Consider the following 15,364-nt stretch of genomic DNA (forward strand, 5'->3'; position numbering starts at 1 on the left):
CGCAAACTGCATGTTTTGAGAACGGGCACTGGCCGTATCGTCGGCCGGCACGCGAAAAGCTTGCTTAATTTCAATGAGAAGACAGGTGGAAAACAGATGCGTCGTATCGTTGTAACGGGAATGGGAGCTGTCAGCCCCCTTGGAGCCAATGTCGGCATCTCCTGGTCGCGCCTCCTTGCGGGTCGGAGCGGTATTCGGCGACTGGGAGACGATGTCGTCGGAGACCTGCCGTCCAAAATAGGGGGAGTGGTCCCCTCGTTCGCTGAAGACGCCGAAGGAGGCTTCGATCCGGATACCGTCCTGGCTCCGAAGGATCAACGCAAGGTCGACCGATTCATCATCTTTGCACTGGCGGCCGCTGAAGAAGCGCTCGCTCAAGCGAAGTGGAAGCCGATTTCGAATGATGACCGGCTACGAACCGCGACGATCATCGCTTCGGGTATCGGGGGCTTTCCCGCAATCACTGAAGCGGTTCGCACCGTCGATCAACGCGGTGTCCGTCGTCTTTCACCTTTCACCATACCGTCGTTTCTCGTCAACCTCGCGGCGGGACAAGTCTCGATCCGCCATGGCTTCAAAGGCCCCCTCGGCGCACCGGTAACCGCGTGCGCTGCCGGTGTTCAGGCGATTGGAGATGCCGCCAGGCTTATTCGATCCAATGAAGCCGACATTGCTATCTGCGGCGGAACGGAAGCCTGCATGAATATCGTCAGTCTCGGTGGTTTCGCAGCTGCCAGATCGCTATCGACCGGCTTCAACGAAACGCCGAGCCAGGCATCGCGTCCTTTCGACACGTCACGCGATGGCTTCGTCATGGGCGAAGGGAGCGGCATGCTCGTCATCGAAGCCTTGAGCCACGCGCTTGCTCGCGGCGCCACTCCAATTGCCGAACTCGTCGGATACGGCACGACAGCCGACGCCCATCACATCACCTCCGGCCCCGAAGACGGGAACGGGGCGCGCAGAGCCATGGAGATCGCTATCGCGCAGGCCGGTATAGCCCCGCGTGAGATCGGACATCTGAACGCGCACGCCACCTCGACACCAGTGGGAGATCTCGGTGAGATCAGGGCCATCAAGACTGTGTTCGGTTCCGACAACACCATCGCTGTGAGCGGTACGAAATCGGCAACAGGACATCTGCTCGGTGCGGCTGGTGGGCTGGAAGCCATCTTCACAATCATGGCACTCAGGAACCAGATCGCGCCGCCGACCCTGAACCTGAGTTCTCCGGATCCGGAAGCCGACGGTATCGATTTCGTCGCAAACCAAGCGCGCCAATTGGACGCTGAATACGCAATATCCAACGGTTTCGGCTTTGGCGGGGTCAATGCCAGCGCACTCTTCAGACGGTGGACATAAAGGGATCAGTGGTAGCAATCCACCGTTGGCTGACTCTCATCGCCGCGGCCACCCCGTCCTGAAACTAGCCTTGCTTGGGAGCTGACCTTCTATGAACCAAACGATGGTTACCGCACCGAATATACGTCCCCTCCAGCCAAGGATTGCCGTCATTGGCGTGGGTGAGCTCAGCAACGTTCCTGGGGAAAGAAGACAGGCATGAAGGCGGGCGCGTGTTACTTAAAGGCATGCTTCTGCCAGACTGCTGAGAGCCTGACAGAGGCCAGGTAGATCGGTATTTCCGTCACACTCTAATGCCAGGCCGCCTTCGTATTCCTGGAGCTGCTTGATCCCCCTCTCAAGCCGTTCGCTCCCAGCCACGGTCAGAAAAAGCCGCCGCGCTCTGCGGTCGCTGATATCGACCGGCGCAAAAACCAATTCTTGCCTCATCAGAGGCTTGAGGTTCGCCGCAATCGTCGAAGCATCGATGCCGAGGCTGCGGGAGAGATCGGCGGCTCTAGGGGACCCCGCCTCGGCGATTGCCGCAAGCAGCAATGTCTGCTCGGCAGTCAGTCCTGTCGCTCGCAATGCAGAGTCAGCGCCGCGCGAAATAATGCGATTGGCCCGCTGAAGTACAAAGCATAGATCGTTGGCGATGGGGTTTTCCGCGATGTCGGTGGCGATTGGTTCCCGGTCAAAGAATATCGTTTTCGTCATTCCTGTATGGCCCCGGACGGCGCGTTCGCTCACCATCAAAATTAGATTGCGTCTAAACTCTATACGTGATTTAGATTTTAAACGAAATCTATTATCAAGCAGCATGATTCTCTGCCTGCCACTCAGGATGAAGCGTCTATGTGAGGCGTTTCCTGAGTGTGACGAGCTTCATGTCGGCTGCACGCCGATACCCGGAACATCGAGGCCGTAATGCGCGAAAAGGATCAGCCATGACCGACGTCTCCTCTTCAAAGGGTTCACCTGCCATGAAAATCCCGCCGCGGGCTCCACTGGGAGTTCTGGACGGCCCAATCACACCAACCCTCCTCCGATTGGCGCTTCCGACCGTTGTCGTTCTCGTGGTTCAAACACTTGTCGGGGTTGCCGAAACCTACTTCATCAGTTTTCTTGGCACTGAAGCGCTGGCAGGCGTCACCCTCGTCTTCCCAGTGCTCATGTTGATGCAGATGATGTCAAATGGCGGGATCGGCGGTGGTGTCTCTTCTGCGATTGCTCGGGCACTCGGGGCCAATCGCCGCTCCGATGCCGACGGACTTGTCTGGCATTCAGTCGCCCTTGCCACCGCTTTCGGCGCTGTCTTCTCGCTCGCCGCCATCCTGTTCGGGTCATATCTGTACCGCTCAATGGGCGGATCCGGAGCGACGCTCTCAGCCGCCCTCACCTACTCAGGGATTGTGTTCGCGGGCTCCATTCCTATCTGGATCACGGCACTGCTGTCAGCGGCACTTCGCGGCGCCGGCAACGTCAAGGTGCCCGCACTGGTGATCGTCTCGGGCGCCGTAATTATGTTGGCACTGTCGCCTCCCCTGATTTTTGGCTGGGGTCCGTTCCCACGGCTCGGCGTCGCCGGCGGCGGTGCAGCAGTCTTCATTTATTACCTTTTGGCGGCTGTCGCGCTGTCAATTTACCTGCGATCGTCACGTAGCCCGCTGAAGCTCAGAATTGTTCCGCTACAGGGTCGGCTGTTCAGGGACATATTGGGCGTCGGACTCCCCTCCGCTGTCGGTACGGTTCAGGTCAATCTCACGGTCACCTTCGTCACCGCTGCCGTTGGCCACTTCGGCGCGGATGCCATCGCGGGATTTGGAATTGCGTCGCGCCTCGACTACCTGCAGATCCCCATCATTTTCGGCCTTGGGACCGCCATTGTGACGATGGTCGGCATCAACATGGGAGCAAACCAGGTCGAACGTGCGCGCAGGGTCGCCTGGATTGGCGCAGGCATGGCGTTTGGAGTCACACAGATCATCGGCCTCCTCGCTGCGCTGTTCCCGCATGTCTGGATGAAGCTGTTCACCAACGACCCAAACGTACGGGAAATGGGATCCCTTTATTTGCGAACGGTGGCACCTGCATACGGGGCGATTGGATTGGGACTGGCACTTTACTTCGCGAGCCAGGGAACCAAGCGTGTGCTTCTTCCCGTAATGGCCGGAACCGTGAGGATGATTGTCGCCGCGGGTTTGGGATGGTCCGCGGTGATCTGGTATGGAGCGAGCGTCGGCGTCCTGTTCCAAATCGTCGCCGTGGCGGCGCTCGCTTACGGAGTGCTCACAGCCACAGCCGTTCTTCCGCGTCGGATATTTCGAGCGCGAGGAATTCGAGCAGAACCAATTGTCAGTAAATCGACCGCGCCTATTGTTTGATCGATCAAGCTGAATTTCTCACAACAAGCTTGCCCTGGAAATTAACTGTCTCCCTCGGCGCTCTTTCCAGAATCATGTCGATTGTCGCTTTGACCATCTGGTCGGTGGGTTGCTCGTAGGTTGTAAGGCTGTATGCGGGTGACGCCGCAGGGGCAGCGTTGTCGAAGCCCACAATGGCGAGATCGTTCGGCACACGTAACCCGAATTCGCTTCGGACAACATCCATAGCTCCGAACGCGAGGGCATCATTTTCGCACATGAGGACATCGATCCGGTCTTCTGGCGCGACTTGGGACAGATAGTCCCGGGCAGCCTGTGCGCCGGCCTCTGCGCTGTAGCGCTCGGCAGACATCTCCACAAGTTCGACCCCGAGAGAGGTTCGCCAGAATTCTTTAAAGTTCCTCCGCCTGCCAAGCGCCGTAGACAGGGTGCGAGCTCCGGCCATAAATCCCGGCCTCCGATATCCCTTTTCCAATAGGTGCTTGCCGATCTCGGCAATCGCTACGGCCGCATCGCAGGAAATAGCGGGAACATCTTCGATCTGGCTATCTCGAGCGAGAACAAACATCGGAGGCCCACCACGTCCCAGCTTATGATCTGTCAACATCTCGTCGCGAAACGCTGTACCAAATAGCACGATCGCATCAACCTGCCGCTGGTCGGCATTCAATATGGCATGCACGTGGCTGTAGTGCTGATTGATATTGATCAACATCGTCACGAGCCCCTCCGCCTGCAGGCTAGCGGTCAGCTTTTCAAGAAACGGAAGCTTGTGTGGGTTTGCAAAGTCATCAACGAGAACCGCGACCTGATGTGTAGAATTGGTGGCAAGGCTCCTGGCCAACAGGTTCGGCCGATAATTGAGTCGCTCTGCCGCCTCCAGCACTTTGGCTTTGCTTGCTTCCGTGATCGAGGCACCCGGGGTAAATGCGCGGATGACCGTCCACTTCGAAACGCCGGCCTCCATCGCCACGTTCTGCGCCGTCGCTCGCTTCATAATCGAACTTCTCCGTTTCGAAACGTTTATTCCATTTCTGCCGGATCGCGAAATGAATGGTTGATTTCTTCTAGCAAGAATTCTATAGCTATGCACGTTTGCTACCGGTAGCAAATTTTATACACCCGGTAGCATATTGGAGGACGCGCCGTCTGAGGCGTTTTTGGTGGTTCTCGCGCTGGGAGGTGTGGGGGCACCCTTTGGGAGGAGTTTTTATGAAATCGTTTCTTCGTAAAATCGTGCTGGGCGTTGCCTTGGTTGGAGCGCTTGGCGCTGCATCGGGCGTTGCCATCGCACAGGATATCAACATCATCGCCGTAACGCATGGCCAGGCCAACGACCCCTTCTGGTCCGTTGTCAAGAACGGGGTGAGCGCCGGTGCCAAGGATGCCGGTGTCAGCATCGACTATCGTGCACCGGAAACCTTCGACATGGTGGCCATGAGCCAGTTGATCGACGCAGCAGTCAACCAGAAACCAGCCGGCCTGATCGTCTCGATCCCGGATTCGTCCGCATTGGGCCCGTCGATCCAAAAGGCCGTCGCCGCCGGCATTCCGGTCATTTCCATCAATTCCGGCTCCGATGTCTCGAAGTCGCTCGGAGCGCTTCTCCATGTCGGCCAGGACGAATATAGCGCCGGCAAGGCAGCGGGTGAAAAGCTCAGGGAAATGGGCGGCAAGGTCGCCATCTGCGTCAACCAGGAAGTCGGTAACGTTTCCCTCGATCAGCGTTGCAAGGGCTTCTCCGATGGTTTTGCAGGCACCGTTACGGTTCTGCCCGTCTCCAACGATCCGGCCGACGTACGGGCCAAGGTGAAGGCTGCGCTCAGCTCCAATCCCGACATCGACACCGTTATGGCGCTCGGTGCGAGCACGGCAGGCGAACCATCCCTGGCTGCCGTCGCCGATGCAGGCGTGACCGGCAAGATCAACGTTGCGACCTTCGACCTTTCGGCGGACTTCTTGAAGGCTGTCGCATCCGGTGAAGCCGCTTTCGCCATCGATCAGCAGCAGTTCCTCCAGGGTTATCTGCCTGTCGTCTTCCTCGCAAACTATGCGAAATACGGCCTGATCCCCGGCGGCAATGTGCCTTCCGGTCCGAACCTGATCACCAAGGAAAAGGCAGCCCAGGTCGTCGAACTATCGGCAAAGGGCATCCGTTAATCCACGACTGTCGAAAGGCGTGATTGTCGAACACCCTCCCCGCTTTCGAGGACGGTGTTCGACAGACGACGTGCGTCGTGAGGAATGCCCTCGGCGCTTCGGCGAATTGCATCCATTGGGAGGTAGGTATCATGGCTCCGATCGAGCAAAAAATAGGAGATGCGTCAAACTCCGACGAGCGCATCAAACAAGTGGGCTTTCTTACACATATGATGCGTCGGCCCGAACTCGGCGCGGTTGCTGGCCTCATCCTGGTGGTGACGTTCTTCTTTCTTACCGCAGACCGTTCGATGTTTTCGCTTTCAGGTGTGATGACGATCCTGGCCCCAGCCTCACAGCTGGGAATTCTCGCCATTGCGGCAGCTCTGCTGATGATTGGTGGCGAGTTCGATCTTTCGATCGGCTCGATGGTCGCCTTCGCGGGTCTGATCTTCGGTGCGGCCCTGACCAATTTCGGCCAACCACTCTGGATTTCCATTGTCATCACGATGCTGCTTGCAGCCGCCATGGGCGCAGTGAACGGACAGATCGTCATCAGGACACGGCTGCCGTCGTTCATCGTCACGCTTGCCTTCCTCTTCATTCTGCGGGGTCTAACTCTTGTTGGACTGAAATGGGCGACTGGCGGCTCGACACAGCTTCGCGGTATAGGTGAGGTCGTCGGCGACGGTCCCTTGAAGCGCTTGTTCTCGGGCGTCGCCTTCCAGGACATTTTCAGCTGGCTTGCAGCCAATGACCTGATCGAAAAATTCGACAATGGTGTTCCGAAAGTCACGGGCGTGCCGGTATCCGTCCTCTGGTTCGTCGCTATTGCTGTGCTTGCCACTTGGGTTCTTTTACGGACACGGATCGGAAACTGGGTCTTTGCCGCCGGCGGCGATCCCAATGCGGCGAGAAACTCTGGCGTACCGGTCGACCGTGTAAAGACAGGCCTTTTCGCCCTCACGGCCTGCGCCGCAGCACTCGTTGCTATCATCACCGTGCTGGATGCCGGCTCGACGGACGCGCGTCGTGGTTTTCAGAAGGAATTCGAGGCGATCATCGCTGCCGTGATTGGCGGATGCCTGCTGACAGGCGGCTATGGTTCGGCGATCGGCGCCTTCTTCGGCGCCATCATTTTCGGCCTCGTCTCCATCGGCCTGACCTACACGAAGTTCGACTCGGACTGGTTCCAGGTGTTCCTCGGCTCGATGCTGCTTCTGGCCGTTCTCTTCAACAATTTCATCCGCCGAAAAGTGACAGGGGAGCGCTGATCATGACTGATACCCATTCAGGAACCGCTCCGCCGGTCATAGAAGTCAGAAATATCGTCAAGCACTACGGCTCCGTCATCGCGCTCTCAGGTGTTTCAATGAAGGTATCACAGGGCGAAGTGCTCTGCCTGCTTGGCGATAACGGAGCTGGGAAATCCACGCTCATCAAGACGCTGTCGGGTGTGGTCCGTCCCTCGGGCGGCGATTTCCTGGTCGAGGGAAAGCCGGTCGCATTCACCAGCCCGCGCGATGCACTCGATGCCGGCATCGCGACCGTCTATCAGGACCTGGCGATGATCCCGTTGATGTCGATCACGCGAAACTTCTTCATGGGACGCGAACCCGTAAAGGGCATTCCGCCGTTCCGTCGTGTCGATTTCAAGTATTGCAGCGAGGTGACCCGCGAGGAGATGCACAAGATCGGCATCGATATCCGCGACCCGAACCAGGCGGTCGGCACCCTTTCCGGCGGCGAGCGGCAATGTGTGGCGATCGCACGGGCGGTCTACTTCGGAGCGAAGGTCCTCATCCTCGATGAGCCGACATCCGCATTGGGCGTCGCCCAGACATCCATGGTGCTGAAGTACATCCACCAGGTCCAACAAAAGGGACTCGGCGTCATTTTCATTACCCACAATGTCCGTCACGCCTTTGCTGTCGGCAACCGCTTCACGGTTCTCAATCGTGGAAAGACGCTCGGCACCTTCGACAAAAGCGAGATTTCTCTCGAGGAACTGCAGAACCTCATGGCCGGCGGCAAGGAACTGCAGGTGATTTCTCACGAGCTCGGCGGGACGATCTGAGCAATACAAGCATTGGAAAACAGAAATGACCACGATCTTAAAAACCTCGCCTTTCACGCTCGCAGTCTGCGCGGAAATGGTGTTTCGCACCCTGCCCGTCCTTGATCGGCTGAAACGCATCACAGAACTCGGCTTCCAGGCGGAAATCTGGGACTGGACGAAACACGATATCAAGGCGATCGCAAAGTCCGGCACCACGTTCTCGTCGATGACCGGATACGTTTCCGGCACTTTGGCCGACGAGGAAGGCGCGGATGAACTTCTGCGCACAGCGCGCCTGTCGATCCCTGTCGCCAGGGAACTGAATTGCCCGCGCCTCAACCTGCACGGCACGGGGCTCGACGGACAGGGCCTGCCGGTCGTGAAATCGGACATCGTCACCGGCGCCATGTGGCTGAAAGCCGTCGATACGCTAAAGCGCATCGCGGATCTTGGGGAAGAGGAAGGCGTTACCTTCGTCCTCGAAAACCTGAACGAGGCTGTTGACCATCCAAAGACGCCGTTTGCCAAGGCCGCCGACACACTCGCTTTGGTCGCGGCCGTCAACCGGCCGTCGCTGAAGCTCAACCTCGATCTTTACCACGCGCAGATCGGTGAAGGGAACTTGATCGAGCTTTGCCGCACCGCCCTTCCGCATATCGGTGAAATCCAGGTCGCGGACGTTCCGGGCCGCAAAGAGCCGGGCACCGGGGAAATCAACTATCCGGCAATCGCACGCGCACTGAACGAGATGGGATACCGCGGGACGATCGGCATGGAAGCGTGGCCATCCGGCGATGACGAGCTGGCGCTTTCCCGTTTCCGCGACGCGTTTTCCCTCTGATCCGACAACAGCATTTTTCAGGAGCTTTTCATGCCCTCCCACCGTCCCGTCAATCTCGCTCTCATCGGTGCCGGCCGCATCGGTTCGTTCCACGCCGAAAGTGTCGCTCGGCGTCTCGTCGATGCCAGTCTCGTGGCCGTCGCCGATCCGGCGCCGCACGCTGCCGAAAAACTGGCTGCGGCGCTCGATGCGCCCGAAGCCTATACCAGTGTGTCGGAACTTCTCGCCAATCCCGAGATCGATGGCGTGATCATCGCCACACCGGCGCGCTTCCACACGAGCGTCGTTGTGGAAGCCGCGCGGGCCGGAAAAGCGGTCTTCTGCGAAAAGCCGATGGCGCTGACGCTTGAGGAAGCAGACCAGGCGATCGCTGCCACAAAGTCTGCCAAGGTACCGCTCCAGGTCGGCTTCAATCGCCGCTGGGACCAAGCTTTTTACGAAGGCCGCGCGGCGATCGACGCTGGCAAAGTTGGTTCCGTCCAACTTCTTCGCTCGTTGACGAGAGACCCGGGTCCCTACGGAGGCAACCCGGAAAAGACGCCGCTGTGGACGATCTTCTACGAGACGCTGATCCATGACTTCGACACGCTCCTTTGGCTGAACCCGACAGCGAAGCCGGTCGAGGTGACGGCGATTGCCGATGCGCTGGTGCGGCCGGATTTCGCCGACAAGGGTTTTCACGATACCGCCGTCGTCACCATCCGCTTCGACAACGGTTCGATCGCCGTGGCGGAGGCGAATTTCTGCGCCATGTACGGCTACGACATCCGCGGCGAGGTCTTTGGCTCCGGCGGCATGGTGATGATGGGCGACGTGCGCCGTTCCTCCATGACGCTCTACGACAAGAACGGAGTGTCGAACGACACCTGGAGGCGTGACACGGATCACTTCGTCCATGGTTACACGGCCCAGCTCGCCTCCTTCGTCGACGCCATAAGGACGGGCACCGTCACCGGCCCGACCGGTGAAGACGCCCGCAATGCGCTTGCCATCGCGCTTGCCTGCATCCAGTCGGTCACCGAGCGCCGGACGATTCCGCTCTCCAGCCTTTGAGGCCGGATCGCAAAAGACGGAGTGTGCCAAGAAATGCCGCAGCATATCCGCAATCTAAGCAGCCCGCCGGCAAGTTTCGAAGAGCTGAAGCGGGCCATCGCCTGCCGCGACGTCACCTTCCCTTTTCGCGTCGAGAATGTCGCGAAGAGGGTCCTGGCCAAACCGGAACTCATAGCCTTTGGTAGCGCGACCTCAATCGCGAACGACTGCGGCGTCTCCGTCTCTACGGTCATGCGCTTCGTTGCGCATATCGGCTTCCACGAGATCGCTGAGGCACGCGCAATTTTCAGAAGCGAGTTACGCCGCCGCCTGTCTGTGCTGTTGATCGGGGCGGGTATGAAAAACCCGAGCGATGGGTAAGCGGAACCTTATCCATCCTACGCCTTGAAGGGAACCGAACCGCACATCGGGGCAATAAGGACGACGACCGCTTGGCCACCGCGTATCAAGAACTGTCCATAGAAACTTGAAATACCGGCATTGTCATCGGCTTATCAGCAATTCGTCAAAGACCCCCGAGGGCAACATACTTCAGCTCAAGAAATCCTTCGATTCCGTATTTCGAGCCTTCACGGCCCATGCCGGATTGCTTGATACCGCCGAAGGGCGCCATTTCGTTGGCGATCATGCCGGTATTGACGCCAACCATGCCGGCTTCGAGCGCTTCTGCAACGCGCCAGATGCGGGCCATGTCCTTGGCATAGAAATAGGAGGCAAGGCCGAATTCGCTGTCATTGGCCATGGCGATGACATCATTTTCGTCTTCGAACGAAATGATCGGCGCCAGCGGCGCAAAGGTTTCCTCTCTGGCCACCTTCATCGCCTGCGTCACGCCGGTCACGACCGTCGGCTCGAAGAAAGTGCCGCCGAGCGCGCTGCGCTTGCCGCCGGAAACCACAGTCCCGCCTTTTGCGACCACATCGGCGACATGCTCTTCCATCTTCGCCACGGCCTTTTCATCGATGAGCGGCCCCTGGCTGACGCCGGCTTCGGTGCCGCGACCGAGCGAAAGACCTGAAACCTTGGCAAGCAGCTTTTCGGTGAAGGCTGCAGCGACACTCTCCTGCACATAGATGCGATTGGCGCAGACGCAGGTCTGGCCGGCATTGCGGAATTTGGAGATCATCGCGCCTTCGACGGCAGCATCGAGATCCGCGTCGTCGAAAACGATGAAGGGCGCGTTGCCGCCCAGTTCCAGCGACAGGCGCTTGATGCCGTCGGCCGCCTCCTTCATCAGCCAGCGGCCGACGCCGGTGGAACCGGTGAAGGTGATCTTGGCGACCTTCGGATTGTGGCAGAACTCGAGACCGATCGGCTTCGCCTCGCCGGTCACGACCGAAAACACGCCCTTCGGCACGCCGGCGCGCTCGGCCAGAACGGCGAGCGCCAGCGCCGATAGCGGTGTCTGCGAAGCCGGCTTCAGGATCATGCTGCAGCCGGCGGCAAGGGCCGGGCCTGCCTTGCGGGTGATCATGCCGTTCGGGAAATTCCACGGCGTGATCGCCGCGCAGACGCCGACCGGTTGCTTCAGCACCATGATGCGCTGGCCGGCATTGGGACCGGGAATGATATCGCCGTCGATGCGCTTTGCCTCCTCCGCGAACCATTCGAGATAGGCGGCATTGGAGACGACCTCGCCCTTCGCCTCCGCCAGTGGCTTACCCTGTTCGGTCGTCAGGATCAGCGCCAGATCGTCGGCGTTTTCGACGATGAGATCATGCCAGCGCTTGAGCACCTGCGCCCGTTCCTTGGCCGTGCGCCTTGCCCAGAGCTTCTGCGCGTCCGCCGCCGCATCGATCGCCTGGGCGACAACCGCCTGGCCGAGATCCGGCACATGGGCAATCAGCGCGCCGTCGAAGGGGTCGGTCACGGCAAAGGACTTGCCGTCGGGCGCGGTGATCCACGCGCCGGCGACGAAAGCCTTGTCTGTGAGCAGGGCGGGATCCTTGAGGGCAAGCGTGCGGCGCTCGGTCATGATGCATGATCTCCTATGATCTTCAAAAGGGCGGGAACGGCCAGCGACAGGCCGGACAAGAGAAGCAGGCCGAAGGCCATGCGGCGGATGGACAGGGCAGACAAGGGCGGTGGCCACCGTTTGGCAGCGAAGGTCATGATCATCACGACCGGAATGCAGAGCAGGCCCCACCAGAAGCCGCTGTGCGGCACGTCGCCGGCAGCCGCGACCATGGCCAGCCGAATGACGGCATTGACGGCAAAGACCGCCACCAGCGTTTCGCGGATGCTGATCGCCGGCAGCGGCTGCCGGTAGAGATGATAGACAAGCGGCGGACCGGCGGTGGAAAACAGGCCGCCCATGAGACCGGCAACCGCACCGAAAAACACGAAGGAAGCGCTCGAAGACCGCACTGCCAACGGCTGAGGCTTCAGTGCAAGCTGCAGGCTCGAAGCGATGATGACAATGCCGAGCACAAGCTTCAGCCAGTCGATCGACGCCGAAACCATCACGCCCAGCAGCCAGTATCCGGCAGTAAGAGCCGCAAGGCTGAAGATGATGACCGGCCAGAATTCAGGCCAGGCGATATCGCGCCAGCCGCGTGCGAGAACCTGCGCGGCATTGACGAGCACCATGCAGCCGACGAGCACGGCGGCTTCCGGCAGGGGCATCAGCCCGGAAAGCCCGATGCCGCCCATCATGATCAGGCCGAAGGCAAAACCGGTCAGGGTCTGCATATAGGCGGCAACGCCCGACAGCAACAGAAGCCCCGCAAGACCGGCAGCGCTCACCGTCACAGACCTCGAAGACCAGCAAACAGCGCCTCGTATGCGCAACCTGCCCGATAGAAGACGGGCGGCTGCCCGAGCGGCGCGGCAATCCGCAGCTTTTCGCCGCCGGCAAAGATTTCTCCCGTCCAGGCATGAACCCAGCGCTCGCCCCGCGGCAGATAGACGACGCGATCCGCCTGCGCTGCCTCCCAGACGGGCGCGACCAGCATGTCGGCGCCGTAGAGATAGCTGTCCTGGATCGCATAGGTCTCGCGATCGTCCTGGTGATGCAGGAAGAGCGGCCGCTGCACCGGCAGACCCCGCGCAACCGCCTCTTCGGACAGGGATTTGAGATAGGGCGCAAGGTGCTTGTAGACCCGCGTCATCCGGGCAAAATGCGACAGAACGTGCGGATCCTGATCGATCTGCACGTTTTCACGCGGACGGTTGCCCTCGTGGCTGCGCATGACCGGGGTAAAAGCCGCCATTTCCGCCCAGCGCATCAGCAGCTCCGGTGTGCGGACATTGCCGAACAGGCTGGTGTAGCCGCCGATATCGGAGTGATGATAGGAATTGCCCAGCAGGCCGGACGAGAGCGCCGCGCAGATGACGGTGACGAGTCCGTCATGGCGGGAGAAGTCCACCGACTGGTCGCCGCCCCACAACAATGGGCAATGCTTCTGCACACCGGTAAAGCCGGCCCGCATGAAGAACAGCGCCTCGCCGCTCATGCCACGGCTTGTCACGGCGTTGGCGTTGACCTCGGCCCAAAGCGTCGGCCACCGATTGTGCATCAGCTTTGCATCGATACCGTTTGAAAGCTGCACGTCGATCGGCAGGTATTCGCCGAAATCGGCCATCCAGCCGGAGAGGCCGTAGTCCAGCATCTTCTTGCCGATGATCTCCTCGGAAAACCATTCGGCTGCGGCCGGATTGGTGAAATCCACCACGCCGCAATCGAACTCGCCGAAATCCACGAGCGCAGTCTTGCCGGCTGCATCCGTCGCGAAATAGCCGGCGGCTTCGGCGATCGCAAACAGCGGGCCATCGACGCAGAGATACGGATTCACGTAGCCTAGGAACCGGATGCCGTCGTCGTTCAGCTCGGCGATCCTCTGGCGTAGGTCGGGATAACGATCCTCGTTAGCCTGCCAGTCCCAGAAAAGGCGCGCGCCGAAAGATGTCTGGCGCAGGCCGACCCAGTCCTCGCACCAGAGAGCAGACACCTCGACACCGGCATCGCGCATCGTCTGAAGACGCTCGAAGGATTTCTCTCCATCCTTCAGCCCGATGATCGCGCCGTTGTAAACCCAGTCCGGAAGCGGCGGCTGACGCCCGAAGCGCTCGGACAGTTGTCCGACGATATCGACAAAGGTCGGAGCGGCAAAAAGCTCGATCCGCTCGGGGATCGCCCAGATCTCGATCTCGTGGAAGGTCTTGCGGCGGAAATCGAAGACGGAATAGGCCGAGGTCTCCACATGCAGTGCGTAGAGCGCGGAGGAGACATAGGTTGGCTGCGGGTAGTTCGTGTTGAAGTAATCTCCGCCGGCCCGGTCCTTGGCGTTGGATCTGAAGGTGATCTCGCTGGTCCTGTCGCGTCCCACGCCGGGCTCCGAGGTCCACATGGGAAACCGGCGGCCGCGCATGTCGAGATAGGACATCTGCTCGCCACCGCCCCAGACATGTTCGTCAGGATCGGCGGGAACGCGGATCCAGAGACGATTGACCAGCGGGTCCATGGCTTCGAACTCGATGGCGCCGCTGGTCACCGTGAGGGCCAGCCGGGGTTTCTGGCCGGCCTTTTCGGACAGGGCAATCCGGTTTCCATCGATCTGCGCATGGGCCAATCGGCTACGCTCGACGACATAGTCCTCGATCTCGAAATTGCCGCGATACATGTCCATGCGCTCTTCGCCTATGCCGGCGTAGATGCAGGGCGCGCTGGTGCTGTGATCGAGAATCGTCCGGCCGTTGATGGACAGGGTAAAGCCGGTTTCTGTCTTTTCGAGTTTCATCGTGTTTTCTTTCAGGTCTTTCAGGTCCAGTGAGGGCACGCTCAATTCTGGGTGAGCCCGGCATCGACGACAAAATTGGCGCCGGTGCAGCCGCCGCTTTCGTCGGAGGCGAGAAACAGCGCCATGCGCGCCACGTGGCTCGCATCCAGCCGGAATTTCAGCGCCTGCAGGTCGATGAACTGCTGGTTCTGCTCCGGCGAGGTCCACAGCTTCAATTGCCGCTCGGTCACGATCGCGCCGGGCACGATGCAGTTGATGCGGATTCCGGAAGGACCGAGTTCGCGGGCAAGCGTCTTTGTCATGCCGTTGATGGCCGCCTTGGCCGTCGTGTAGCCGACCATGCCCGGACGCCCGCGCATCCAGGAAATCGAGCCGAGCATGATCACCGACCCGGCTCCCTTCTCCGCCATGCGCGGGCTGACGGCCTGGGTGGCGAAGAACTGGTGATCGAGATTGAGCGACAGCGCCCTGCGCCAGCTGTCCGGTTCGACATCGGCCATCGCGTGGCGATCGTCCTTGCCCGCATTGTTGACGAGCGTATCGATGCCGCCACACACCTGCTCTATCCCGGCAATGGCGACCCGCAAGGCCGCAATGTCGGTGATATCGCAGACGGAAAAGGCGGCCCCTGTTTCGGCGGCAAGCCTTGCCCCTTCGACAGCGTCGATATCGATGAAGGAGACGTTCGCGCCCTGCGCCGAAAAAGCCTTGACCATTTCCGCGCCGATCCCCGAAGCGCCGCCGGTGATCAGCACGGCGCGGCCTTCGAGAGATGCATAGCTGACGGTGTCATAGGTGGATGGCATGG

14 protein-coding genes are annotated in these 15,364 nt (G+C 60.0%); 8 read left to right on the forward strand and 6 right to left on the reverse strand.

The features are described 5' to 3' along the window. The first annotated feature begins 96 nt into the window (after nt 1-96). A complete protein-coding gene (gene fabF / locus ACSQ3F_RS27160) occupies nt 97-1,362 on the forward strand; it encodes a beta-ketoacyl-ACP synthase II (RefSeq protein WP_436103276.1) in 1,266 nt (421 codons plus the stop codon). Between the two features lie 219 nt (nt 1,363-1,581). Here fabF and ACSQ3F_RS27165 read toward each other — a convergent pair whose 3' ends face one another. Then, nucleotides 1,582-2,163: a MarR family winged helix-turn-helix transcriptional regulator gene (locus ACSQ3F_RS27165; protein WP_436103277.1), complete on the reverse strand. Its 582-nt coding sequence runs from the start codon at nt 2,161-2,163 to the stop codon at nt 1,582-1,584. Between the two features lie 125 nt (nt 2,164-2,288). Between ACSQ3F_RS27165 and ACSQ3F_RS27170 the strand changes: the two genes are divergently transcribed. Further along, nucleotides 2,289-3,725, forward strand: a complete 1,437-nt coding sequence (locus ACSQ3F_RS27170) for an MATE family efflux transporter (RefSeq protein ID WP_436103278.1) — start codon at nt 2,289-2,291, stop codon at nt 3,723-3,725. 4 nt (nt 3,726-3,729) lie between these two features. Here ACSQ3F_RS27170 and ACSQ3F_RS27175 read toward each other — a convergent pair whose 3' ends face one another. Beyond that, nucleotides 3,730-4,722 carry a LacI family DNA-binding transcriptional regulator gene (locus ACSQ3F_RS27175; RefSeq protein ID WP_436103279.1) on the reverse strand — a complete coding sequence of 331 codons (993 nt, stop codon included), beginning with the start codon at nt 4,720-4,722 and terminating at the stop codon, nt 3,730-3,732. 215 nt (nt 4,723-4,937) lie between these two features. Here ACSQ3F_RS27175 and ACSQ3F_RS27180 point away from each other — a divergent pair, with 215 nt between their 5' ends. From ACSQ3F_RS27180 to ACSQ3F_RS27205, 6 genes are all read left to right on the forward strand, one after another. Beyond that, nucleotides 4,938-5,885, forward strand: coding sequence for a sugar ABC transporter substrate-binding protein (locus tag ACSQ3F_RS27180; RefSeq protein WP_436103280.1), 948 nt, complete (start codon nt 4,938-4,940; stop codon nt 5,883-5,885). Nucleotides 5,886-6,016: 131 nt separating this feature from the next. Next, nucleotides 6,017-7,138 (forward strand): ABC transporter permease, encoded by a 1,122-nt coding sequence (locus ACSQ3F_RS27185; RefSeq protein ID WP_436103281.1) that lies wholly within the window; start codon nt 6,017-6,019, stop codon nt 7,136-7,138. 2 nt (nt 7,139-7,140) lie between these two features. Then, a complete protein-coding gene (locus ACSQ3F_RS27190) occupies nt 7,141-7,941 on the forward strand; it encodes an ATP-binding cassette domain-containing protein (RefSeq protein WP_436103282.1) in 801 nt (266 codons plus the stop codon). A 25-nt stretch (nt 7,942-7,966) separates the two neighbouring features. Further along, on the forward strand, nt 7,967-8,764 hold the full coding sequence (locus tag ACSQ3F_RS27195; protein ID WP_436103283.1) for a TIM barrel protein: 798 nt from the start codon (nt 7,967-7,969) through the stop codon (nt 8,762-8,764). A 30-nt stretch (nt 8,765-8,794) separates the two neighbouring features. Continuing rightward, nucleotides 8,795-9,817, forward strand: coding sequence for a Gfo/Idh/MocA family oxidoreductase (locus ACSQ3F_RS27200; RefSeq protein ID WP_436103284.1), 1,023 nt, complete (start codon nt 8,795-8,797; stop codon nt 9,815-9,817). A gap of 33 nt (nt 9,818-9,850) precedes the next feature. Continuing rightward, complete coding sequence (locus ACSQ3F_RS27205; RefSeq protein WP_436103285.1) at nt 9,851-10,177, forward strand: RpiR family transcriptional regulator; 327 nt, start codon at nt 9,851-9,853, stop codon at nt 10,175-10,177. A gap of 145 nt (nt 10,178-10,322) precedes the next feature. On the opposite strand, the gene ACSQ3F_RS27210 is transcribed toward ACSQ3F_RS27205, so the two are convergent. From ACSQ3F_RS27210 to ACSQ3F_RS27225, 4 genes are read right to left on the reverse strand one after another with little or no spacing between them, the layout of a single operon-like run. Next, the gene (locus ACSQ3F_RS27210; protein ID WP_436103286.1) at nt 10,323-11,792 is read right to left on the reverse strand and encodes an NAD-dependent succinate-semialdehyde dehydrogenase; all 1,470 of its coding nucleotides are present in this window, start codon (nt 11,790-11,792) and stop codon (nt 10,323-10,325) included. Continuing rightward, nucleotides 11,789-12,562 carry a TSUP family transporter gene (locus tag ACSQ3F_RS27215; RefSeq protein WP_436103287.1) on the reverse strand — a complete coding sequence of 258 codons (774 nt, stop codon included), beginning with the start codon at nt 12,560-12,562 and terminating at the stop codon, nt 11,789-11,791. The genes ACSQ3F_RS27210 and ACSQ3F_RS27215 overlap by 4 nt, the downstream gene beginning before the upstream one ends. Before the next feature lie 2 nt (nt 12,563-12,564). Next, entirely contained in the window at nt 12,565-14,556 is a 1,992-nt protein-coding gene (locus tag ACSQ3F_RS27220) for an alpha-glucosidase (protein WP_436103288.1), read from the reverse strand. A 41-nt stretch (nt 14,557-14,597) separates the two neighbouring features. Next, nucleotides 14,598-15,362, reverse strand: a complete 765-nt coding sequence (locus tag ACSQ3F_RS27225) for an SDR family NAD(P)-dependent oxidoreductase (protein ID WP_436103289.1) — start codon at nt 15,360-15,362, stop codon at nt 14,598-14,600. Nucleotides 15,363-15,364 lie beyond the last annotated feature (2 nt).

The organism is Pararhizobium sp. LjRoot238, assembly GCF_964252955.1.
Taxonomy (GTDB): Bacteria; Pseudomonadota; Alphaproteobacteria; order Rhizobiales; family Rhizobiaceae; genus Pararhizobium.

Coding starts and splice junctions, on each gene's coding strand:
- fabF (WP_436103276.1), top strand. CDS start 97: ATGCGTCGTATCGTTGTAACGGGAATGGGAGCTGTCAGCCCCCTTGGA.
- ACSQ3F_RS27190 (WP_436103282.1), top strand. CDS start 7,141: ATGACTGATACCCATTCAGGAACCGCTCCGCCGGTCATAGAAGTCAGA.
- ACSQ3F_RS27210 (WP_436103286.1), bottom strand. CDS start 11,792: ATGACCGAGCGCCGCACGCTTGCCCTCAAGGATCCCGCCCTGCTCACA.
- ACSQ3F_RS27175 (WP_436103279.1), bottom strand. CDS start 4,722: ATGAAGCGAGCGACGGCGCAGAACGTGGCGATGGAGGCCGGCGTTTCG.
- ACSQ3F_RS27220 (WP_436103288.1), bottom strand. CDS start 14,556: ATGAAACTCGAAAAGACAGAAACCGGCTTTACCCTGTCCATCAACGGC.
- ACSQ3F_RS27170 (WP_436103278.1), top strand. CDS start 2,289: ATGACCGACGTCTCCTCTTCAAAGGGTTCACCTGCCATGAAAATCCCG.
- ACSQ3F_RS27195 (WP_436103283.1), top strand. CDS start 7,967: ATGACCACGATCTTAAAAACCTCGCCTTTCACGCTCGCAGTCTGCGCG.
- ACSQ3F_RS27225 (WP_436103289.1), bottom strand. CDS start 15,362: ATGCCATCCACCTATGACACCGTCAGCTATGCATCTCTCGAAGGCCGC.
- ACSQ3F_RS27165 (WP_436103277.1), bottom strand. CDS start 2,163: ATGCTGCTTGATAATAGATTTCGTTTAAAATCTAAATCACGTATAGAG.
- ACSQ3F_RS27205 (WP_436103285.1), top strand. CDS start 9,851: ATGCCGCAGCATATCCGCAATCTAAGCAGCCCGCCGGCAAGTTTCGAA.
- ACSQ3F_RS27185 (WP_436103281.1), top strand. CDS start 6,017: ATGGCTCCGATCGAGCAAAAAATAGGAGATGCGTCAAACTCCGACGAG.
- ACSQ3F_RS27180 (WP_436103280.1), top strand. CDS start 4,938: ATGAAATCGTTTCTTCGTAAAATCGTGCTGGGCGTTGCCTTGGTTGGA.
- ACSQ3F_RS27200 (WP_436103284.1), top strand. CDS start 8,795: ATGCCCTCCCACCGTCCCGTCAATCTCGCTCTCATCGGTGCCGGCCGC.